The organism is Enterobacter sp. WCHEn045836, from assembly GCF_003965585.1.
In the GTDB taxonomy this organism is placed as follows: domain Bacteria; phylum Pseudomonadota; class Gammaproteobacteria; order Enterobacterales; family Enterobacteriaceae; genus Enterobacter; species Enterobacter dissolvens.
In genome coordinates, this window is the sequence record NZ_RXPT01000026.1 from 45,944 (window position 1) to 65,115 (window position 19,172).

Consider the following 19,172-nt stretch of genomic DNA (forward strand, 5'->3'; position numbering starts at 1 on the left):
AAAAACAAACAGGAGGTGAGGTATGTTTAATTCAATTTTAGTCCCTGTCGATATCTCTGAAAGTCGTCTGACCGAACAGGTGATTCCCTATGTTCAGGCAAACGCAGCAATCGGTAACGGTAAAATCCATTTTCTGACGGTAGTGCCTTCTTTCCCGTACTATTCATCGCTTGGGCTGGCGTATTCGGTTGAAATGCCAAAGCTGGCGGAGATCCAGGAGGAAGCCCTTACGAAGCTCAAAGAGATGGTTAAGCAGTTCAATTTACCTGCCGATCGTGTGGAGACACACGCCATCTCAGGTGCACCTAAAGATCAGATTCTGAAGCTGGCTGACAGTATCAACGCTGACCTCATTATCATTGCGTCCCATCGACCGGACATCACAACCTACCTTTTAGGTTCAAACGCGGCGGTTGTGGTACGCCACGCAAAATGCCCGGTACTGGTTGTACGCTAGAGAGGCTGGTGAGAAACTTAAGCCCCGGAATTCCGGGGCTTATTTAAAACGTTGTACAATAAAATAATTTCGATAAACGGACTTAACAATGAAAAAAGTAGTGATGCTGGTATGCCTTGCCACAGCAATAACGGGCTGTGCTCCTCTCGCGCCTGAAGGTTGTCAGAAGAAAACCGCTCTCGACTCGTGCTCCTATAAGCAGTCCGGTAAAGTCTCCGATAAGGATATCTATGGTCAACAGGCTGCCGCGATAAAGCAAGCGCTGGACTCGGCGCTGGCCGATCCACACGCCTGGAATGGTAAGCGATGCAACATGCATCTCGACTTTACCGTCGACGGGCTACTGCAGAACCTGGAGATAAAAGGCGGAGACAAAGCGTATTGCCAGGCTTTAGCCGACGCGGCAAAACGAGCCACCTTCCCGCCCTTCACAGACGAGCGTGTATTTCAGGATATGGGTTCTGCCCGCTGGAACATGGAGGGGCAACCGTAGAGGTAAGCCGACAGAAAGACTGGCCATGTTCTGGCCAGTCCCGGAAGCTAGAATCAGAAACGATAACCCGCAGAGAACATAAACACCCACGGATCCAGACGGGTGCTGATGCTTTGTTGCTGTCCGCCCGCCTTGAAGCGCACATCGGTATCAATATCCATATACCAGACCGAGGCGTTAATTAACCAGTCGCGGTTAATGAGATAGTCCATCCCCACCTGTCCTGCCACGCCCCACGAATCTTTCAGGCTGAGATCGGTCAGTCCGGCCTCTTTACCGGTATCGTTGAATTTCTCATCGAAGAAGGTGGTGTAGTTCACGCCCGCGCCAATATAAGGACGCAGTTTGCTGCTTGAGTCACCAAAGTACCACTGCGCCATCAGCGTTGGCGGCAGATGGTGCACCGTGGCGATATCACCGGTTGGGCCTAAACCGACGCGATGACGGAATGGCGTCGCCGCAAGAAGTTCAACGCCGATGTTATCCGTCGCCATATACGTGAACGTTAAACCTAACTGGGTATTGTTGCTGACGTTAAAGCCGCCCATGCCCAGTACGTTATCAGAACCTTCTGTCGGACGTACCGTTGCCGAACCGGCACGAATAAAGAATTCACCTGCTTCATGCGCATACGCGCCGCCAGAGAGACTGCTTAAGATAAGGGCTGCCACCGCTAATTTTTTCATATCCGCTCCATCGTTGTGGTTTTAATTGCGGATGAGAATATACTCACAAAAGGGTAATAAGTGATCTGTCACAGATCACATTAAAACCAGTAAGTTAACATTCATTGATCTGGGTTAATTTTTGGTGACACACCATAAAGCGATAAGTTGTTCCTACGTCAATTTTTGGCATTTCCCGGTTACAAAATTTTCCCTTTTTCCCCTCTTGCTCTTCTGATGGCGGCTGGATAATTTAGCGCTCTCACAATGTGATTTGATGCGTTCTTTTTTGCAGGTGTGCCATGAGTGATATGAACCCGTGCATGACGTGCGGAGCCTGTTGTGCGTATTTTCGAGTCTCTTTCTACTGGGCCGAAGCCAGCGATGGCGGCGGTACTGTTCCGGTTCATCTCACTGAACCGTTATCCCCCTTTCTGCGATGCATGAGCGGTACGAATCAAAAGCAGGCACGCTGTGTGGCGCTACACGGTGAGCCAGGCGTGTCGACCCGCTGTTCCATCTATGCGGATCGCCCCAGCCCGTGCCGGGAGTTTGCGATGTCTGGTGAAGATGGACAGGTCAACGACGCCTGTAATCGTGCCCGCGCGCGCTTCGGATTACCGCCGCTTTACAAAGATATGCTTTTCCATACAAGCCTTGATGCTGCCACGACCGCGTTATCCGGTGTACAATCGCTGGCTAATTAACACCTGCAATACTCAAGGAGAGTGCATGTCTATCACGGCGAAGTCTGTCTACCGTGACACGGGAAACTTTTTCCGCAATCAGTTCGTAACCTTTTTGCTGATCGCGTTGTTATGTGCCTTTATTACGGTGGTGCTGGGTCACGCGTTCTCTCCGAGTGAAGAACAGATAGCCAGCCTCAGCCAGGGCGACCACCTTGCAGGTAGCGTGGGGTTGTTTGAGCTGGTGCAAAACATGACGCCGGAGCAGCAACAAATTTTGCTGCGGGCGTCTGCAGCATCAACCTTCTCGGGTCTGATCGGCAATGCCATTCTGGCGGGCGGCGTCCTGCTGATGATTCAACTGGTTTCCGCCGGTCATCGTGTCAGCGCCTTACGGGCAATTGGTGCCAGTGCGCCGGTATTGCCTAAGCTGTTTATTCTTATCTTTTTAACCACCCTGCTGGTGCAAATGGGCATTATGCTCGTTGTGGTTCCGGGTGTGTTGCTGGCTATCGTCCTCGCGTTTGCTCCGGTGATGGTGGTACAGGACAAAATGGGGATCTTCACCGCGATGCGCAGCAGCGTCAGACTGGCATGGGCGAATATGCGTCTGGTTGCACCGGCCGTGATTGGCTGGCTTCTGGCCAAAACGCTCCTGCTGCTGTTTGCACCTAACTTTGCCGTACTCACGCCAAATGTGGGTGCGGTGGTGGCAAATACGCTGAGCAACCTGATATCAGCGGTACTGCTGGTCTATCTGTTCCGCCTGTATATGTTAATTCGTCAGTAATCCTGAGGCCGGGTACATCGCTGTACCCGTCCCTACACAGAAGATGGAATCACAGAATGAAGCAGTTTCTTGATTTTTTACCGCTGGTCGTGTTTTTCGCGTTTTATAAGCTGTATGACATTTATGCGGCCACGATGGCGCTGATCGTGGCTACCGCTATCGTGCTGATCTACAGCTGGGTTCGCTATCGTAAAGTCGAAAAAATGGCCCTGATTACGTTCGCACTGGTGGCCGTGTTCGGTGGGCTGACCCTGTTCTTCCACAATGATGAATTTATCAAATGGAAGGTCACGGTGATTTACGCGCTGTTTGCGGGTGCATTACTGATCAGCCAGTGGGTAATGAAAAAGCCGCTGATCCAGCGCATGCTGGGTAAAGAGCTGACGCTGCCGCAGGAAGTGTGGTCTCGTCTGAATATTGCCTGGGCGCTGTTCTTTATTCTCTGCGGTCTGGCAAATATCTACATCGCTTTCTGGCTGCCGCAGAATATCTGGGTCAACTTCAAGGTCTTTGGCCTGACGGCGCTGACGCTTATCTTTACCCTGTTAAGCGGCGTTTATATCTACCGGCATATGCCGCAGGATGATAAGCACTGATGAATGACCGACCAGAACGTACGCGGCAGGCGTTCTGGTCTATTCTCTCCAGCCGAAAATCATAGTAGCATCCCGCCTGAAGTCTTCCGTTACGAGTTTAAAACAATGACAACAAATGACGCCCCTCAGGGCGAACTGGTTTTACGCACACTGGCAATGCCCGCGGACACCAATGCCAATGGCGATATTTTTGGCGGCTGGCTGATGTCGCAGATGGATATGGGCGGCGCAATTCTGGCAAAGGAGATCGCCCATGGGCGTGTGGTCACCGTGAGAGTGGACGGCATGACCTTCCTGCGCCCGGTCGCAGTGGGTGATGTGGTTTGCTGCTACGCGCGCTGTGTTAAGCGCGGCAACACGTCGATTTCCATCAATATCGAAGTCTGGGTGAAAAAAGTCTCTTCTGAACCGATTGGACAGCGTTATAAAGCGACAGAAGCGCTGTTTATTTATGTGGCAGTCGACAGCGAGGGTAAACCCCGACAGCTGCCTCAGGCCTGATTGACTGGCAAAAAAAAGCCTCCTTTCGGAGGCTTTTCTTATTCCATCTGTGCCCCGCCGTTCAGGCGGAAAACAATATTAACGATCAACCCACTGCCCGGCTTACCTGGCTCATAACGCCATCTGCGCATCGCCGATTTCACTTCGCGCTCAAACATATTAGAAGGTTGAGCAGACAAGATTTCAACGTTATCAACCCGGCCATCCGGGGTCACGTCAAATTTAACCCGCACACGACCTTCAATGCGCAACGCCTGAGCGCGAGCCGGATATTGAGGCTGATTACGGCTTACGGCACGCGGGCCCGCTGGCGCGGTTGTCGTCGGTTTTGCGGTCGCTGGCGTGTTATTCATCACCGGCCGTGAAGGCGCTGTGTTTTCTACCGTCTGCGTGGCGCGCGGTTCAATCGGACGTTCTTCGCGTTTAGGACGTTCCTCCACCTTTTTCACCGGTTTTGGCTTCGGCTTCGGTTTTGGTTTAGGTTCAGGTTTGTGGATCACCACCGGCGCTTCTTTTGGCGGTTCCGGAACAGGCTCGGGTTCTGGCTCCGGCTCAGCAACCGGCTGTGGCGGAGGAGGTGCAACCTGTGGCGGCTCAAGATCCGCAGGCGAAACCATCGTCACTGAAATTGGCTGCGAGGGAGCTGGCATTTCAATAACCTGATGAACCGAGGTATAGAGCAAACCCGCCACAACAGCACCGTGAATCACGACAGAAAGCAACGTCGGCCAGGGAAAGCGGCGAGGTAAATCAAGGGTCATCGAAGTCATAATCATCAACGTTAAAAAACCGAACTGTGATTTTAAATGCAAATAGCAATCATATTCAATAAGACACTTTGTTCTGGCGCAATTTAAGCGCTGAAGAGGCCAAAAAAGAGGCACTCAGATCAGGGTATTAACAATGTTTTTATTTTACATTGCACGCAGTTGTCCTTTCACATAACGTAACTGACACTTTTAATGGTTAAGGAGCTTCACCGTGTTTTACGTGATTTACTCTGAAGATGTCGCAGATTCCCTGGAAAAACGCCTGTCTGTACGCCCTGCCCATCTGGCACGCTTACAGTTGTTGCAGGATGAAGGCCGTTTACTGACCGCTGGCCCAATGCCAGCTGTCGACAGCAACGATCCTGGCGCTGCCGGTTTTTCTGGATCTACTGTGATTGCCGAGTTTGAATCCCAGGAGGCCGCTCAGGCCTGGGCTGACGCCGATCCGTATGTGGCTGCAGGTGTGTACGCGAAAGTGACTGTTCGGCCGTACAAGAAAGTGTTCTGATACAAAAGCGGCTCCGAAACGGAGCCTTTTTTATGGCGGTGATTATGCATCTCTGCGCCGGGTAAATTGCTGTTCCGTAATAAGGCTTCCCCACTGGTCGCCTTCCCACTCTTTTGCCAGCATGAAACCAAATGACTCATACAGACGTCGGGCAGTAGTCAGCTTATTGAACGTCCAGAGATGCACAGCAGAAAATCCGACACTGTCGCAAAAAAGTATGGCTTCGTTCAGTAATTTTTTCCCCGCACCATGCCCCCGACAGCCGTCGTCGATAATAAACCAGCGCAGATGGGCTTCACCCTGCTCTAAATCCTCGCCATCAATGGCTACCGACCCCACGATTCTGTCGTTCAACACCGCCAGCCATATCTGATTGCAGGGTTTGTCCAGTCGACCACTAAATTCAGCCAGACCGGAGGCCACTTTGGCCTCAAAGAAGCGACCAAAATTATGCTCGCGCGCGTAGTAACTCCCGTGCATCTCTGCGATGCGGCCAATCATGCCGGGAAGATAACCCTGCACAATTTTTAGCTCATCCGGGCGAGTGTCGAGACCCGTCTCGCGACACGCCAGCAGCGCATTGGCATACAGAGATAGCCCCTGAGAGATGATCTGCTGCTGGGCAGGCTGCAGGGACTGTATTGCTGAGACAACTCGCTCGTTGCTATAGGCATTGATTTTATTGACCGTATCACGGCCCTTCCCGGTTAACCTGAGGCTCTTCGTTCTGGCATCTTCCGTTGACACCACCTCTTCAAGTTCGCCTGCAGCAATCAGGCGAGCCAGCATACGGCTGACGCTCGATTTCTCCAGCCCCAGTAACTGCACCAGTTGACCCGCCGTCATCTCTTTGCGTAATGCGATTTCGACGAGAGTGTGGACTGCCGAGGGTGAGTAATTTGTTGAGGCCAGGGTTGAAGCCATAAAACCTAACTCTCGCACCATAAGACGCGAGGAACGACGGATGACGCTGACTACGGGGGTTTCGCTGTGCATAGTATTTCCTCACCATTTAGTTGTACTATACAACTAAATGGTGAGGGGCTGTCAAACAGAATAAAAAAGGCTCCCTCAGGAGCCTTTCATTCAATCAATGCAGCGACGCTAATCTGGCCGCAAACCCGACAAACAACAGTCCTATCAGGCCGTTCCCTAGTTTTGCCAGTTTCTTTTTCGTTTTCAGATAACGCGTGACAAAAGCGCCTGAGAAGATCAGGAAGCTCATATACATAAAGCTGATTAACTCAAGCGTGGTCGCGAGGATCAGGAAAGAGGTTCCGGTGTTTTTCGCATTCACGTCAATGAACTGAACAAAGAACGAGACGTAGAAAAGAATCGCTTTTGGATTTGTGAGGCTCAGTACCAGCGAGCGTTTCATGATCATACTGGCAGGCTCGGTACCGCTTTCCTGCGTATTATTTTGACGGTTCACCACCGACCAGAGCATTTTGGCCCCCAGCCAGAGCAGATAAAACGCCCCGAGATAGCGTACGATATTAAACAGCACCGGGGTGGTCTGGATTAACGCGGCAACGCCCGCCCAGGCAAGGAACATCAAGACGGCATCGCCAATAAACACGCCGGTGGCGGCGAGATACCCTTTTTTAACGCCATGACCAATCCCTGTTTTCAGCACAAACAAGGTATTCGGCCCTGGCACCAGTACGATAAAAAATGCGCCGACAACGTACGTCCAGAAATTCAGTACACCAAACTCCGCAAACACTTCTCCCTCCTTTTGCTAAACACAACAGGAATAGCGCTGCAAAAACGCGATTCCCAAAAAATCAGACGCCATAAAATCATTGGGCACCTTTCGGTGCCCTGATGGATCTCAGATATCCTGGACTGCGAACAGCAACGCATTGCGGTGCCGGGTCAGTCCACACTTTCTGATGGCGTGTATACGCATATTGCGGCGGGATTGAGCTTCCAGCCAACGAGCCTTACGACGACTCACCTGTCGCAACATGCGCCAGCGCCCTACTTCAGTTCTACTGCGCTTCATGTCTACAACTCTTTCTCTAACACTTTTTCTCTAAAAGAAAGGCCATTATAAACCCAACCCCGCGGCAAACCAGCGCTTTTACCTGGCGTTTTTATTTGCCAGATGATTCCTGATGCGTACACTCATAACAATACGCTTTCAAAAGGATTTTTTTACCTATGACAACCTTCTACACCGTGGTGAGTTGGCTGGTCATTCTGGGATACTGGCTGTTAATCGCGGGTGTGACATTACGCATCCTGATGAAGCGCAGAGCCGTACCCTCTGCCATGGCCTGGCTTCTTATAATTTATATCCTGCCGCTGGTGGGAATTATTGCCTATCTCTCTTTCGGTGAGCTTCATCTGGGTAAGCGCCGTGCCGAGCGAGCCCGCGCCATGTGGCCTTCGACCGCCAAATGGCTCAACGATCTTAAAGCCTGTAAACATATCTTTGCCGATGAGAACAGCAGTGTTGCTTCCTCGTTATTTAAGCTGTGCGAACGGCGGCAAGGTATTGGAGGCGTGAAAGGCAATCAGCTGCAGCTGCTGACCTCTTCCGATGATGTCATGCAGGCGTTGATCCGCGATATTCAGTTGGCCCGTCACAATATCGAGATGGTGTTCTATATCTGGCAACCCGGTGGGATGGCCGACCAGGTGGCGGAATCGCTGATGGCTGCCGCACGTCGGGGCATTCACTGCCGCCTGATGCTGGACTCCGCAGGCAGTGTCGCCTTCTTCCGCAGCCCCTGGGCCGGGATGATGCGTAATGCCGGCATCGAAGTGGTTGAGGCGCTGAAGGTTAATCTGCTACGTGTGTTTCTTCGCAGGATGGATCTTCGCCAGCACCGCAAGATGATCATGATCGATAACTATATTGCCTATACCGGCAGCATGAACATGGTTGACCCCCGCTTCTTCAAGCAGGACTCGGGAGTCGGCCAATGGGTTGATCTGATGGCGAGGATGGAAGGGCCTATCGCCACCTCCATGGGGATTGTCTATTCCTGTGACTGGGAGATAGAAACCGGCAAGCGTATTCTCCCGCCGCCACCGGATGGCAATATCATGCCCTTTGAAGAGGCCAGCGGCCATACCATTCACACCATCGCTTCCGGGCCGGGTTTCCCGGAGGATCTCATCCATCAGGCGCTGCTAACGGCCACTTACGCAGCGCGTGAGTATCTGATCATGACCACGCCCTACTTCGTACCCAGCGATGACCTGCTGCACGCAATTTGCACTGCGGCACAGCGCGGTGTTGATGTCAGCATTATTCTGCCGCGCAAAAATGACTCGCTTCTGGTGGGCTGGGCCAGCCGCGCGTTCTTTAGCGAACTGCTTGCCGCCGGGGTAAAAATCTACCAGTTTGAAGGCGGGCTCCTGCATACCAAAAGCGTCCTCGTGGACGGTGAGTTAAGTCTGGTGGGCACGGTAAACCTGGATATGCGCAGCCTGTGGTTAAACTTTGAAATCACGCTGGTCATTGATGATGCCGGATTCGGCGGTGACCTGGCCGCGGTGCAGGACGATTATATCTCCCGTTCGCGCCTGCTGGATGCCAGACTGTGGGTAAAACGTCCGCTGTGGCAGAGAATTGCCGAACGACTGTTTTACTTCTTTAGTCCGTTGCTGTAAAACGTGCCCAACGATGTTAAACAGGTAGTCATCATGGAAATGGATCTGAACAATCGCCTGACCGAAGACGAAACGCTCGAGCAGGCTTATGACATTTTTCTCGAACTGGCGGTTGATAACCTCGATCCCGCAGACGTGATCCTCTTCAATTTGCAGTTCGAAGAGCGCGGCGGCGCCGAGTTATTCGATCCTGCTGAAGACTGGGCTGAGCACGTGGATTTCGATCTGAATCCTGACTTCTTTGCCGAAGTGGTGATTGGGCTGGCAGATGAAGATGGTGGCGAAATTAATGACATTTTCGCCCGCGTGCTGCTGTGCCGCGAGAAAGACCATAAGCTGTGCCACATCATCTGGCGCGAATAATAAAAGGCTGCGAATGCAGCCTTTTTTATTTACTCCGGTAACTCGCTCCCGCAACGGTTACAGTACCGGGCGCTAAGCTCATGTTCAGCCTGGTGACAGCGCGGACATTTTCGCTGCAGTTTGCGGCTCTGAAATGCACTACTCATATGCGTGGTAATAAGCCCTGTCGGAATGGCAATCACCGAATACCCAATCAGAATCAGCACCGAAGCGACAATACGCCCAAGCGGCGTATGCGGCGTGATGTCTCCATAACCAACGGTTGTGACGGTGACAATTGCCCAGTAGACGGAGGCGTTCAGCGTCGTGAAGCCATATTTTGGCCCTTCGATCAGATACATCAGCGCGCCGAAAACAATCATGACAATGGCAATAAACGAATAAAACAGAATGAGCTGATGCCGCGCGCTCATAATTGCGCTCCAGAACACCCGTAATGACGGCATAAAACGCAGCAGTTTCAGAATACGTAATACCCGAATAACGCGCATCGCTCGCCAGGCAAATACATAGCTCAGGCTAATCTCCGGCCACAACCACATTACATAGAGCGGCAGGACGGTGGCTAAATCAATAAATCCCCAGAAACTGAAGACATATCTGGCCGGGTTGGGCCAGCAGACAACACGCAGCAGATATTCAGCTGTAAAGACCAGGGTAATGATCAGTTCGATCCAGACAAAAACATGCCATTCATCATAGGTCATGTGATACTGCGTCCCGGCCCCCGATTCATAGAAGATAACCACCACGCTGAGCAGCGCAAACAGCCCACATAGCCCTTCGAAGCGGCGTCCGGATACCGTTTTCGGATCGAATAAAAAATGATAAAGCCGCCGACGGGCTGAGGTGAATATACTCGACACGGTAACCTCGCAAAAAATAAGGGCTGACATCATGTCAGCCCTTGCGATTATAGCGGGTCTACTTTGAGGCAGGAAACCGCATGTCGGAAACTGCCCTCCAGAACCGGACGTGTTTTCGCACATTCCGGCCCGGCCAGTGGGCATCGCGTACGGAATACGCAACCTGATGGCGGGTTAATCGGCGACGGCAACTCGCCTTCCAGCAGCTGGATGGTTTTATTTTTTTCCAGATCGGGATCGGGAATTGGCACCGCGGACATCAGCGCTTTGGTGTAAGGGTGCAGTGGGTTGTGGTACACCTCATCATAGGTGCCCAGCTCCACGGCATGACCCAGGTACATGACCAGTACGCGGTCAGAAATGTGTTTCACCACCGCCAGGTCGTGCGCAATGAAGATCAACGACAGCCCCATCTCGCGCTGCAGCTTCTGCAGCAGGTTTACCACCTGTGCCTGAATGGAGACGTCCAGCGCGGAAACGGGCTCATCACAGATGATCAGCTTCGGCTCAAGGATTAACGCACGGGCAATACCAATACGCTGACACTGACCGCCGGAAAACTCATGCGGATAGCGGTTGATGAGGTTTGGTAGCAGCCCCACTTTCATCATCATCGCCTTAACGCGATCGCGTACTTCCTGACGCGGCATCTTCGGATGGTAGGTCCGCAGCGGCTCGGCAATGATTTCACCAATGGTCATTCGCGGGTTTAAGGACGCTAGCGGGTCCTGGAATATCATCTGGATATCGCTGCGTACGTCGCGCCACTCATCGGGTTTCATCCCCAGAAGATCTTTACCCAGCCACGCTACTTTACCGCCGGTTGCTTTCACCAGGCCGATAATGGCACGCGCAAAGGTCGATTTGCCGCAGCCGGACTCTCCCACCACGCCCAGGGTTTCCCCTTCATACAGACGAAGCGTTACGCCATCCACCGCTTTCAGGGTCTTCGGCGGTTGCCAGAACCACTGTTTACCGTCCTTGATGTCGAAATGCACCTTCAGGTCGGCGATTTCAAGCAGCACATTTCTTTTTTCATCTAATGCGTTCATACCAGCTCCTCCTGCGGCTTAAAGCAGGCGCGCAGACGGCCTGGTGCAAACTCTTCCAGCGGCGGAGCGCTGTTACAGATTTCCATCGCATGCGGGCAGCGCGGCTGGAACGGACAGCCTTTCGGCAGACGCAGCAGGTTTGGTGGGTTGCCCGGAATGGTCAACAGGGATTCCCCTTCGGCATCAAGACGTGGCACCGCATTCAACAGACCAATCGAGTACGGATGCGCAGGCTGATAGAACACATCGCGCGCTTTGCCATATTCCATGGTCCGACCGGCATACATCACCAGCACTTTGTCACAGATGCCCGCAACCACGCCTAGGTCGTGAGTGATCATGATAATCGCCGTGTTGAACTCACGCTTAAGCTCGTTCAGCAGGGTCATGATTTGCGCCTGAACGGTCACATCCAGCGCGGTGGTGGGTTCATCGGCAATCAGCAGTTTTGGACGACACAGCAGCGCCATGGCAATCATCACACGCTGGCGCATACCGCCAGAGAACTCATGCGGGAACATGCGCATGCGTTTTCGTGCTTCCGGCATTTTGACCGCATCAAGCATTTTAACGGACTCTTCAAAGGCCTCGGCTTTGCTCAACCCTTTGTGCAGCATCAGGACTTCCATCAGTTGCTCACCGACGCGCATGTACGGGTTCAACGAGGTCATCGGATCCTGGAAAATCATCGAAATCTGCTCGGCACGGAGCTTGTTCAGCTCATGCTCAGGCAGATTGAGGATCTCACGCCCGTTAAATTTGGCGGAACCGCCAATCACACCGTTAGCCGCCAGCAGCCCCATCAGCGCGAACGCCGTCTGAGATTTACCGGAACCGGATTCGCCCACGATACCCAGCGTTTCACCCGCGCGCAGGTTGAAGTTGAGATCGTTGACGGCGGTGACATCCCCGTCCGGCGTCTTGAAGGTAACGCGGAGATCGTTTACATCCAGCAGAAGGTCGCTTCGCTGTTGCGCCTGTGGCGCAGTTGCCGTTTCAATAATTGTCATGACGGCGCTCCTTAACGGTCTTTCGGGTCGAGGGCATCACGCAGGCCATCGCCGATAAAGTTGAAACAGAACAGAGTGACGACCAGGAAGCCCGCCGGGTATAACAGCAGCCACGGTGAAACTTCCATTGAGTTTGCACCATCACTCAGCAGCGCACCCCAGCTACTCAAAGGCTCTTGCGTACCCAGACCCAGGAAGCTCAGGAATGATTCAAACAGGATCATACTTGGCACCAGCAGCGAGGCATACACCACCACCACGCCCAGCACGTTAGGAACGATGTGGCGGACAACGATATTCCCTGTCGAGACGCCACCCACCTGCGCCGCTTCGATAAACTCTTTGCGTTTAAGGCTCAGCGTCTGGCCACGAACAATACGCGCCATGTCCAGCCAGGATACCATCCCGATGGCCACGAAGATCAACAGGATGTTCTGACCGAAGAAGGTCACCAGCAGGATCACGAAGAACATGAACGGGAAGGAGTTTAAAATTTCCAGCAGACGCATCATGACCGAGTCCACTTTCCCGCCGAGATAACCGGAGAGCGAGCCATAGAGCGTGCCGACAATCACGGCCACCAGCGCCGCAGCGATCCCCACCATCAGTGAGATACGGCCACCGATGGCGACGCGCACCAGCAGGTCGCGGCCGGATGAATCCGTACCAAAGTAGTGGCCGGACTCCATATCAGGGGCACTGGACATCATGCCCCAGTCAGTATCGAAATAGGTGAATTGCGACAGCATCGGTGCCAGGGTCACAAACAGCGCGATAAGCACCAGAACAATCAGACTGGCGACCGCCGCGCGGTTATGCATAAAGCGACGGCGGGCGTCCTGCCAGAGGCTACGACCTTCTACTTCCAGTTTTTCACTGAAGTTTTCCAGCGCCTCGCTGTTTTTCTTACTCAACATCATGGCGTGCTCCAGTTAGTAACGGATTTTCGGGTCGATAACGGCATACAGCACATCGACAACAGCGTTAAAGAGAATGGTCAACGCTCCCACGAGGATCGTCAGGCTTAGTACCAGCGAATAGTCGCGGTTGAGTGCGCCGTTAACGAACAGCTGACCAATACCCGGCAGGCCGTAGATAGTTTCAATAACCATTGAACCCGTAATAATACCGACGAACGCAGGTCCCATGTAAGAAAGCACCGGCAACAGGGCTGGCTTGAGCGCATGACGGAAAATAATCCGGCGCATCGGCAATCCTTTCGCACGCGCGGTACGGATGAAGTTAGAATGTAATACTTCAATCATCGAACCACGGGTGATACGCGCGATACTGGCGATGTACGCCAGAGAAAGTGCCACCATCGGTAAAATCATGAACTTCAGTGCCCCGCCGTTCCAGCCGCCGCCGGGCAGCCATTTCAGCGTGATGGCAAATATCATCACCAGTAATGGCGCGACAACGAAGCTGGGGATGACCACCCCGGTCATTGCGACCCCCATTACCGTATAATCCCATTTGGTATTTTGTCTGAGCGCGGCGATAACGCCTGCGGTGACTCCGAGAACAACGGCCAATAAGAATGCTGCAGCACCCAGTTTTGCCGATACCGGGAAGCTGGACGCCACCAGGTCGTTAACGGAATAGTCTTTATATTTGAATGACGGCCCGAAATCGCCATGCGCCAGTTGCTTCAGATAATTGAAGTATTGCGTGGAGATAGGATCGTTTAAATGATATTTCGCTTCGATGTTCGCCATCACTTCAGGTGGCAGCGTACGTTCACCCGTGAATGGACTTCCCGGCGCGAGACGCATCATAAAGAAGGAAATTGTAATTAGAATAAATAACGTTGGTATCGCTTCTAGACAGCGACGCAGGATAAATTTCAACATTGCCCGTACCTTCTGGCGTGTGCCTGATGAATGTTACAAAGTAGACACAGTGGGGCAAGCCACGCCCGCCCCACGTATTGCCATTAATGCTTGATAATATAAAGATTCTTAACGGAAATATTATCCAACGGGTCTTTACCGGTATAACCCCCAACCCACGGTTTCACCAGACGGGCGTTCACGTAGTAGTAAACCGGTACAATTGCCGAGTCTTTATCGAGCTGTTGTTCTGATTTAGCGTACAGGTCTGCACGTTTTGCATCGTCAGTAACCTGCAGCGTTTCAGCGATCAGCTTATCGAATGCCGGGCTCTTATAGTGCGCGGTGTTGTTCGAGCTGTCGCTGAGCATGGTATTCAGGAAGGATGTCGGTTCATTATAGTCCGCACACCAGCCTGCACGCGCCACATCAAAGGTGCCCTGATGGCGGGTATCCAGGAAGGTTTTCCACTCCTGGTTTTCCAGCTTAACGTTGGCACCCAGGTTTTTCTTCCAGATAGAGGCAACGGCAATAGCCAGTTTTTTGTGCAGATCGGATGTGTTGTACAGCAAGTTAAACGTCAGTGGCTTATCTGCGGTATATCCCGCTTCGGCCAGCAGCTTTTTCGCTTCTTCGTTACGTTTTTCCTGTGACCACTTGAACCACTCAGGCTCAACCAGTTTCATGCCATCGGTATACGGCGGGGTGTAGCTGTACGCTGGCAGATCGCCCTGGTTTTTCACTTTGTTAACGATAATATCGCGATCCAGTGCCAGCTTCAGCGCAGTTCGGACACGTACGTCGGTGAACGGTGCTTTCTGGTTGTTAATTTCGTAGTAGTAGGTGCACAGATACGGATCGACATGTACTTCTTTCGGGATCTCTTTTTTCAGTTTCTGGAACAGTTCAATCGGCATGTTGTTATAGGTCATGTCGATCTCGCCGCTGCGGTAGCGGTTAACGTCAGTCACTTCTGAAGAGATTGGCAGGTAGGTTACCTGATTAATCACGGTTTTCGCGTTATCCCAGTATTGCGGGTTACGCTCCAGAACCATACGTTCGTTGACCACCCAGTCTTTAAGTTTATAAGCACCGTTGGTCACGATATTGGCAGGCTGGGTCCATTTTTCACCGAATTTTTCCACTGCGGATTTTGGTACCGGGGAGACGGACGGGTGGACAAGCAGCTTATAGAAGTACGGAACAGGTTCGCTCAACGTCACTTCAAACGTATTCGCATCGATCGCTTTTACACCCAGATCGGTGACCGGTTTTTTACCAGCGATGATGTCATCGATATTGGCGATATGGCCATACTGCAGGTAGCTCGCATACGGAGAGGCGGTATTTGGATTCGCCAGACGCTGCCAGCTATAGACGAAATCTTCGGCGGTAACCGGCGTACCGTCGGACCATTTCGCATCTTTACGCAGATGGAAGGTCCAGACTTTGAAATCTTTGTTTTCCCACTTTTCGGCGACGCCCGGTGCCGGGTGGCCTTCTACGTCAGTCACCAGCAGCCCTTCAAACAGGTCGCGGTTGACGTTTGACTCAGGAACGCCCTCAATTTTATGCGGGTCAAGAGACTGAACTTCCGCCCCGTTGTTACGTACCAGCGTCTGCTTCTCAGCCAGCTGTACCCCTGCAGGGACGTCCGCAGCCATTGCAGCGTTGCCCGCGATTAGCGCAGTTAAAATCCCCGCCGCTACCAGATTTTTTTTTGTGATGATGGACATTGTGTTGGTACTCCACTCATTATAATTACTGGCCTTCGCCAGCTGTGTAATCCCCTGTTGGGGCCTGTACAGCGCAGGAGTTTTTTTTGCTGCTGTCAGGTTCTTTTTTTTACTTCTTGCTATCACCGACTTCTTTATTACTGACCGCTCGTATGGCCGTCTTGCGTCGATTCTTGACACGTCTCCCCTGTCTGAGACATGTACTGGATATTCGCGAAGATGACTTTATGAAAATAATTCTCATCTTATTGTTTTATGCTGCAAAATATTAGGCCGGAAAGTATCAAAAGGCGTAAACGCACGCCAATACATTTTGCAAATTTGTTAAGCAATTCTCTTTTACGACGAGTACCAAATCTTTGAGGGCAGCCTTGCCTGACATTGAATAACGAAAAAGGCTCAATTATTCAATATGATAGAGAAAACGTTCTCCGCGAGCGCGTCGCTGCGCTATCATCGAGTGGTTTTGTACAAAAACTTAACAATTGGTTATTATTTAGCACATTCCTCTAAGGGAGCGTTGAAATTACTAATATCATTTCGGTTATCTCTCAGCAAGCCCAAGAGTATCATGTGAGTAAAATAACAGAGTGATTGAAGAATTTCTGTGCAGGCGGGTAACGGTAAAATATATAACTTCTTGAAATGCAAGGAATGAACATTATTAGTAGAATTTATTATGACATGTAAGCATTTCAACTTTATTTATATGATTTGCTGATATTCACGTAAAAAAACGGAGCCGTTGGCTCCGTTCTTTCATATGAAATGTCAGTGCAAAAGTCCCGGAAAAATGCTCTTAATACCGGTGACGATGAATTCTATGCCCAGCGCCATCAATAGCAGACCCATGATACGGGTAATGACGTTGATACCCGTCTGCCCCAGCAAGCGAACCAGCCAGGGCGCCATGCGGAACACTCCCCAACAGCAGAGAGCAAAAACAGCGATGGCGACAGAAAAGCCAACCAGGTGCATCCAGTTGTGGTAGCGCGTTCCCCAGACAATCGTCGAACTGATCGCGCCGGGACCGGCCATCAGAGGCAACGCCAGCGGGACCACCCCAATGCTCTCGCGGATGGCGGTTTCTGACTTCTCCTGTTTGTTCTGCTTATCTTCCCCCAGCTTACCGCTGATCATCGACATGGCGATAGTCACCACCAGGATCCCACCCGCAATCCGGAAAGAATCAATTGAGATACCGAACACCTGAAGGATGGCATCCCCAAGATAAAGGGAGGTCAACAGAATAATCGCGACCGACAGGTTTGCGGTGAGATTGGTTTTGTTCCTTGCCGCCGCCGTCTGGTAACTGGTCATACTAATGAAGACAGGTATGATCCCCACCGGGTTAACCAATGCAAACAAACCAATAAAAAACTTAAAATATGTAGGAAAATCAAAGAGCGATAAGATCACATTTTGCTCCGCTTTTGCGTATGCCCCGGGGCTGACAGGAGTCAGTCAAAATCGCGCTGAAGATACGCTTTTTATGCGCATACTTCACCAGAAATCTGCGCCAAAACGTTATCATTTCATGATGTTAAATATTTGTATAAGCAATGATAGCGCCACTTCCAATAGTTACTTAATTATTTAACACTGGAATAATCTCAAAGAAATAACCCTGCTGAAAGGTATCAGCTTGGGGGAAAATTGACGCAGATCATGATTTCCGTACTCAGAAGTGAGTAATCTTGCTTACGCCCCCAGGGAGATCACCTGTCAAAAAGGGATGATGCTAAGGTAAGGCTCTTTTAGTAAATTAGTGTACTGGAGCAGGAAGTAACCCATTGTTTTACTGTGTGTTACGCAAGTCGTATCGGCTCTGTCTATACTGTGTGACGTATCGAGCGCTGGTTTACTAAAAGAGTTTAAACATTATCAGGAGAGCATTATGGCTGTTACCAATATCGCTGAACTGAACGCCCTCGTCGAGCGCGTGAAAAAAGCCCAGCGTGAATATGCCAATTTCACCCAAGAACAGGTTGATAAAATCTTCCGCGCGGCCGCTCTGGCTGCTGCAGATGCTCGAATCCCTCTCGCTAAAATGGCCGTAGCCGAATCCGGCATGGGTATCGTTGAAGATAAAGTGATCAAAAACCACTTCGCTTCAGAGTATATCTATAACGCCTATAAAGATGAGAAAACCTGTGGCGTACTGTCTGAAGACGACACTTTCGGTACTATCACCATTGCAGAACCTATCGGCATTATTTGCGGTATCGTTCCAACCACTAACCCAACGTCTACCGCTATCTTCAAATCTCTGATCAGCCTGAAGACCCGTAACGCAATTATCTTCTCTCCGCACCCACGTGCGAAAGACGCGACCAACAAAGCAGCAGACATTGTTCTGCAGGCTGCAATTGCTGCTGGCGCACCTAAAGATCTGATCGGCTGGATTGACCAACCGTCTGTTGAACTGTCCAACGCACTGATGCACCACCCGGACATTAACCTGATCCTGGCGACCGGTGGTCCTGGCATGGTTAAAGCTGCATACAGTTCCGGTAAACCTGCTATCGGTGTAGGCGCAGGTAATACCCCAGTGGTTATTGATGAAACAGCCGATATCAAACGTGCTGTTGCGTCTGTACTGATGTCCAAGACCTTCGACAACGGCGTTATCTGTGCTTCTGAACAGTCTGTTGTTGTCGTTGACTCCGTTTACGAAGCTGTTCGCGAACGTTTTGCCAGCCACGGCGGCTACCTGCTGCAGGGCAAAGAGCTGAAAGCGGTTCAGGATATCATCCTGAAAAATGGCGCACTGAACGCGGCTATCGTTGGCCAGCCAGCGTATAAAATCGCTGAACTTGCGGGCTTCACTGTTCCAGCGACCACCAAAATTCTGATCGGTGAAGTTAAAGTTGTCGACGAAAGCGAACCATTCGCTCACGAAAAACTGTCCCCTACTCTGGCGATGTATCGCGCGAAAGATTTCGAAGACGCGGTAGAGAAAGCAGAGAAACTGGTTGCGATGGGCGGTATCGGCCACACTTCTTGCCTGTACACTGACCAGGACAACCAGCCAGAGCGTGTTGCTCACTTCGGTCAGAAGATGAAAACCGCACGTATCCTGATTAACACCCCTGCATCTCAGGGTGGTATCGGCGACCTGTACAACTTTAAACTCGCACCTTCCCTGACTCTGGGTTGTGGTTCCTGGGGTGGTAACTCCATCTCTGAAAACGTTGGTCCAAAACACCTGATCAACAAG

General features: G+C 51.5%; 23 protein-coding genes. 11 read left to right on the forward strand and 12 right to left on the reverse strand.

Features of this window, described 5'->3' with window-relative positions:
* Positions 1–22 precede the first annotated feature (22 nt).
* Complete coding sequence (gene uspF, locus EKN38_RS23860) at positions 23–457, forward strand: universal stress protein UspF (protein WP_013096287.1); 435 nt, start codon at positions 23–25, stop codon at positions 455–457.
* A gap of 88 nt (positions 458–545) precedes the next feature.
* On the forward strand, positions 546–950 hold the full coding sequence (locus EKN38_RS23865) for a cell envelope integrity TolA C-terminal domain-containing protein (RefSeq protein WP_014832235.1): 405 nt from the start codon (positions 546–548) through the stop codon (positions 948–950).
* 53 nt (positions 951–1,003) lie between these two features.
* On the opposite strand, the gene ompW is transcribed toward EKN38_RS23865, so the two are convergent.
* Positions 1,004–1,636, reverse strand: coding sequence for an outer membrane protein OmpW (ompW, locus tag EKN38_RS23870; RefSeq protein WP_013096285.1), 633 nt, complete (start codon positions 1,634–1,636; stop codon positions 1,004–1,006).
* A gap of 281 nt (positions 1,637–1,917) precedes the next feature.
* Here ompW and EKN38_RS23875 point away from each other — a divergent pair, with 281 nt between their 5' ends.
* The 4 genes from EKN38_RS23875 to yciA all read left to right on the forward strand — a co-directional run bounded on the left by EKN38_RS23875 (position 1,918) and on the right by yciA (position 4,188).
* Positions 1,918–2,322: a YkgJ family cysteine cluster protein gene (locus EKN38_RS23875; RefSeq protein ID WP_014832236.1), complete on the forward strand. Its 405-nt coding sequence runs from the start codon at positions 1,918–1,920 to the stop codon at positions 2,320–2,322.
* A gap of 25 nt (positions 2,323–2,347) precedes the next feature.
* Entirely contained in the window at positions 2,348–3,091 is a 744-nt protein-coding gene (locus EKN38_RS23880; RefSeq protein ID WP_014832237.1) for a YciC family protein, read from the forward strand.
* A gap of 56 nt (positions 3,092–3,147) precedes the next feature.
* On the forward strand, positions 3,148–3,687 hold the full coding sequence (locus EKN38_RS23885) for a septation protein A (RefSeq protein ID WP_013096282.1): 540 nt from the start codon (positions 3,148–3,150) through the stop codon (positions 3,685–3,687).
* A 105-nt stretch (positions 3,688–3,792) separates the two neighbouring features.
* Positions 3,793–4,188 (forward strand): acyl-CoA thioester hydrolase YciA, encoded by a 396-nt coding sequence (yciA, locus tag EKN38_RS23890; RefSeq protein WP_013096281.1) that lies wholly within the window; start codon positions 3,793–3,795, stop codon positions 4,186–4,188.
* Between the two features lie 38 nt (positions 4,189–4,226).
* Here yciA and tonB read toward each other — a convergent pair whose 3' ends face one another.
* On the reverse strand, positions 4,227–4,949 hold the full coding sequence (gene tonB, locus EKN38_RS23895) for a TonB system transport protein TonB (protein WP_014832238.1): 723 nt from the start codon (positions 4,947–4,949) through the stop codon (positions 4,227–4,229).
* A gap of 220 nt (positions 4,950–5,169) precedes the next feature.
* Between tonB and EKN38_RS23900 the strand changes: the two genes are divergently transcribed.
* On the forward strand, positions 5,170–5,466 hold the full coding sequence (locus tag EKN38_RS23900; RefSeq protein ID WP_014832239.1) for a YciI family protein: 297 nt from the start codon (positions 5,170–5,172) through the stop codon (positions 5,464–5,466).
* 42 nt (positions 5,467–5,508) lie between these two features.
* On the opposite strand, the gene EKN38_RS23905 is transcribed toward EKN38_RS23900, so the two are convergent.
* The 3 genes from EKN38_RS23905 to EKN38_RS23915 all read right to left on the reverse strand — a co-directional run bounded on the left by EKN38_RS23905 (position 5,509) and on the right by EKN38_RS23915 (position 7,474).
* Positions 5,509–6,462: a helix-turn-helix domain-containing GNAT family N-acetyltransferase gene (locus tag EKN38_RS23905; protein ID WP_014832240.1), complete on the reverse strand. Its 954-nt coding sequence runs from the start codon at positions 6,460–6,462 to the stop codon at positions 5,509–5,511.
* A 94-nt stretch (positions 6,463–6,556) separates the two neighbouring features.
* Positions 6,557–7,192, reverse strand: a complete 636-nt coding sequence (gene leuE, locus EKN38_RS23910) for a leucine efflux protein LeuE (RefSeq protein ID WP_014832241.1) — start codon at positions 7,190–7,192, stop codon at positions 6,557–6,559.
* A gap of 108 nt (positions 7,193–7,300) precedes the next feature.
* Positions 7,301–7,474: a YciY family protein gene (locus EKN38_RS23915; protein WP_086379783.1), complete on the reverse strand. Its 174-nt coding sequence runs from the start codon at positions 7,472–7,474 to the stop codon at positions 7,301–7,303.
* A gap of 158 nt (positions 7,475–7,632) precedes the next feature.
* Between EKN38_RS23915 and cls the strand changes: the two genes are divergently transcribed.
* Both cls and EKN38_RS23925 read left to right on the forward strand, forming a co-directional pair.
* Positions 7,633–9,093, forward strand: coding sequence for a cardiolipin synthase (gene cls / locus EKN38_RS23920; protein WP_014832242.1), 1,461 nt, complete (start codon positions 7,633–7,635; stop codon positions 9,091–9,093).
* A 33-nt stretch (positions 9,094–9,126) separates the two neighbouring features.
* Positions 9,127–9,456, forward strand: coding sequence for an HI1450 family dsDNA-mimic protein (locus EKN38_RS23925; RefSeq protein ID WP_014832243.1), 330 nt, complete (start codon positions 9,127–9,129; stop codon positions 9,454–9,456).
* A gap of 29 nt (positions 9,457–9,485) precedes the next feature.
* On the opposite strand, the gene EKN38_RS23930 is transcribed toward EKN38_RS23925, so the two are convergent.
* The 7 genes from EKN38_RS23930 to EKN38_RS23960 all read right to left on the reverse strand — a co-directional run bounded on the left by EKN38_RS23930 (position 9,486) and on the right by EKN38_RS23960 (position 17,371).
* The gene (locus tag EKN38_RS23930; RefSeq protein ID WP_043951650.1) at positions 9,486–10,355 is read right to left on the reverse strand and encodes an ion transporter; all 870 of its coding nucleotides are present in this window, start codon (positions 10,353–10,355) and stop codon (positions 9,486–9,488) included.
* A 14-nt stretch (positions 10,356–10,369) separates the two neighbouring features.
* Positions 10,370–11,374, reverse strand: a complete 1,005-nt coding sequence (gene oppF, locus EKN38_RS23935) for a murein tripeptide/oligopeptide ABC transporter ATP-binding protein OppF (protein WP_014832245.1) — start codon at positions 11,372–11,374, stop codon at positions 10,370–10,372.
* On the reverse strand, positions 11,371–12,384 hold the full coding sequence (locus tag EKN38_RS23940; protein ID WP_013096273.1) for an ABC transporter ATP-binding protein: 1,014 nt from the start codon (positions 12,382–12,384) through the stop codon (positions 11,371–11,373). Before EKN38_RS23940 ends, oppF begins: the two co-directional genes overlap by 4 nt.
* Before the next feature lie 11 nt (positions 12,385–12,395).
* On the reverse strand, positions 12,396–13,304 hold the full coding sequence (gene oppC / locus EKN38_RS23945; protein WP_014832246.1) for an oligopeptide ABC transporter permease OppC: 909 nt from the start codon (positions 13,302–13,304) through the stop codon (positions 12,396–12,398).
* 12 nt (positions 13,305–13,316) lie between these two features.
* Positions 13,317–14,237, reverse strand: a complete 921-nt coding sequence (gene oppB, locus EKN38_RS23950; RefSeq protein WP_014832247.1) for an oligopeptide ABC transporter permease OppB — start codon at positions 14,235–14,237, stop codon at positions 13,317–13,319.
* Positions 14,238–14,320: 83 nt separating this feature from the next.
* A complete protein-coding gene (oppA, locus tag EKN38_RS23955) occupies positions 14,321–15,952 on the reverse strand; it encodes an oligopeptide ABC transporter substrate-binding protein OppA (protein ID WP_014832248.1) in 1,632 nt (543 codons plus the stop codon).
* Between the two features lie 771 nt (positions 15,953–16,723).
* The gene (locus tag EKN38_RS23960) at positions 16,724–17,371 is read right to left on the reverse strand and encodes a YchE family NAAT transporter (protein ID WP_014832249.1); all 648 of its coding nucleotides are present in this window, start codon (positions 17,369–17,371) and stop codon (positions 16,724–16,726) included.
* Here EKN38_RS23960 and EKN38_RS25840 point away from each other — a divergent pair.
* Both EKN38_RS25840 and EKN38_RS23965 read left to right on the forward strand, forming a co-directional pair.
* Entirely contained in the window at positions 17,277–17,552 is a 276-nt protein-coding gene (locus EKN38_RS25840) for a hypothetical protein (RefSeq protein WP_176489174.1), read from the forward strand. The genes EKN38_RS23960 and EKN38_RS25840 overlap by 95 nt on opposite strands.
* Before the next feature lie 297 nt (positions 17,553–17,849).
* Positions 17,850–19,172, forward strand: a 1,323-nt coding sequence (locus tag EKN38_RS23965; protein ID WP_126522928.1) for an aldehyde dehydrogenase family protein, incomplete at its 3' end; no start/stop codon positions are given.

Excerpts from the sequence above, each read along its gene's own strand:
- uspF (WP_013096287.1), top strand. The coding sequence starts at position 23 with ATGTTTAATTCAATTTTAGTCCCTGTCGATATCTCTGAAAGTCGTCTG.
- EKN38_RS23865 (WP_014832235.1), top strand. The coding sequence starts at position 546 with ATGAAAAAAGTAGTGATGCTGGTATGCCTTGCCACAGCAATAACGGGC.
- ompW (WP_013096285.1), bottom strand. The coding sequence starts at position 1,636 with ATGAAAAAATTAGCGGTGGCAGCCCTTATCTTAAGCAGTCTCTCTGGC.
- EKN38_RS23875 (WP_014832236.1), top strand. The coding sequence starts at position 1,918 with ATGAGTGATATGAACCCGTGCATGACGTGCGGAGCCTGTTGTGCGTAT.
- EKN38_RS23880 (WP_014832237.1), top strand. The coding sequence starts at position 2,348 with ATGTCTATCACGGCGAAGTCTGTCTACCGTGACACGGGAAACTTTTTC.
- EKN38_RS23885 (WP_013096282.1), top strand. The coding sequence starts at position 3,148 with ATGAAGCAGTTTCTTGATTTTTTACCGCTGGTCGTGTTTTTCGCGTTT.
- yciA (WP_013096281.1), top strand. The coding sequence starts at position 3,793 with ATGACAACAAATGACGCCCCTCAGGGCGAACTGGTTTTACGCACACTG.
- tonB (WP_014832238.1), bottom strand. The coding sequence starts at position 4,949 with ATGACCCTTGATTTACCTCGCCGCTTTCCCTGGCCGACGTTGCTTTCT.
- EKN38_RS23905 (WP_014832240.1), bottom strand. The coding sequence starts at position 6,462 with ATGCACAGCGAAACCCCCGTAGTCAGCGTCATCCGTCGTTCCTCGCGT.
- EKN38_RS23915 (WP_086379783.1), bottom strand. The coding sequence starts at position 7,474 with ATGAAGCGCAGTAGAACTGAAGTAGGGCGCTGGCGCATGTTGCGACAG.
- cls (WP_014832242.1), top strand. The coding sequence starts at position 7,633 with ATGACAACCTTCTACACCGTGGTGAGTTGGCTGGTCATTCTGGGATAC.
- EKN38_RS23925 (WP_014832243.1), top strand. The coding sequence starts at position 9,127 with ATGGAAATGGATCTGAACAATCGCCTGACCGAAGACGAAACGCTCGAG.
- EKN38_RS23930 (WP_043951650.1), bottom strand. The coding sequence starts at position 10,355 with ATGATGTCAGCCCTTATTTTTTGCGAGGTTACCGTGTCGAGTATATTC.
- oppF (WP_014832245.1), bottom strand. The coding sequence starts at position 11,374 with ATGAACGCATTAGATGAAAAAAGAAATGTGCTGCTTGAAATCGCCGAC.
- EKN38_RS23940 (WP_013096273.1), bottom strand. The coding sequence starts at position 12,384 with ATGACAATTATTGAAACGGCAACTGCGCCACAGGCGCAACAGCGAAGC.
- oppC (WP_014832246.1), bottom strand. The coding sequence starts at position 13,304 with ATGATGTTGAGTAAGAAAAACAGCGAGGCGCTGGAAAACTTCAGTGAA.
- oppB (WP_014832247.1), bottom strand. The coding sequence starts at position 14,237 with ATGTTGAAATTTATCCTGCGTCGCTGTCTAGAAGCGATACCAACGTTA.
- oppA (WP_014832248.1), bottom strand. The coding sequence starts at position 15,952 with ATGTCCATCATCACAAAAAAAAATCTGGTAGCGGCGGGGATTTTAACT.
- EKN38_RS25840 (WP_176489174.1), top strand. The coding sequence starts at position 17,277 with ATGAAGACAGGTATGATCCCCACCGGGTTAACCAATGCAAACAAACCA.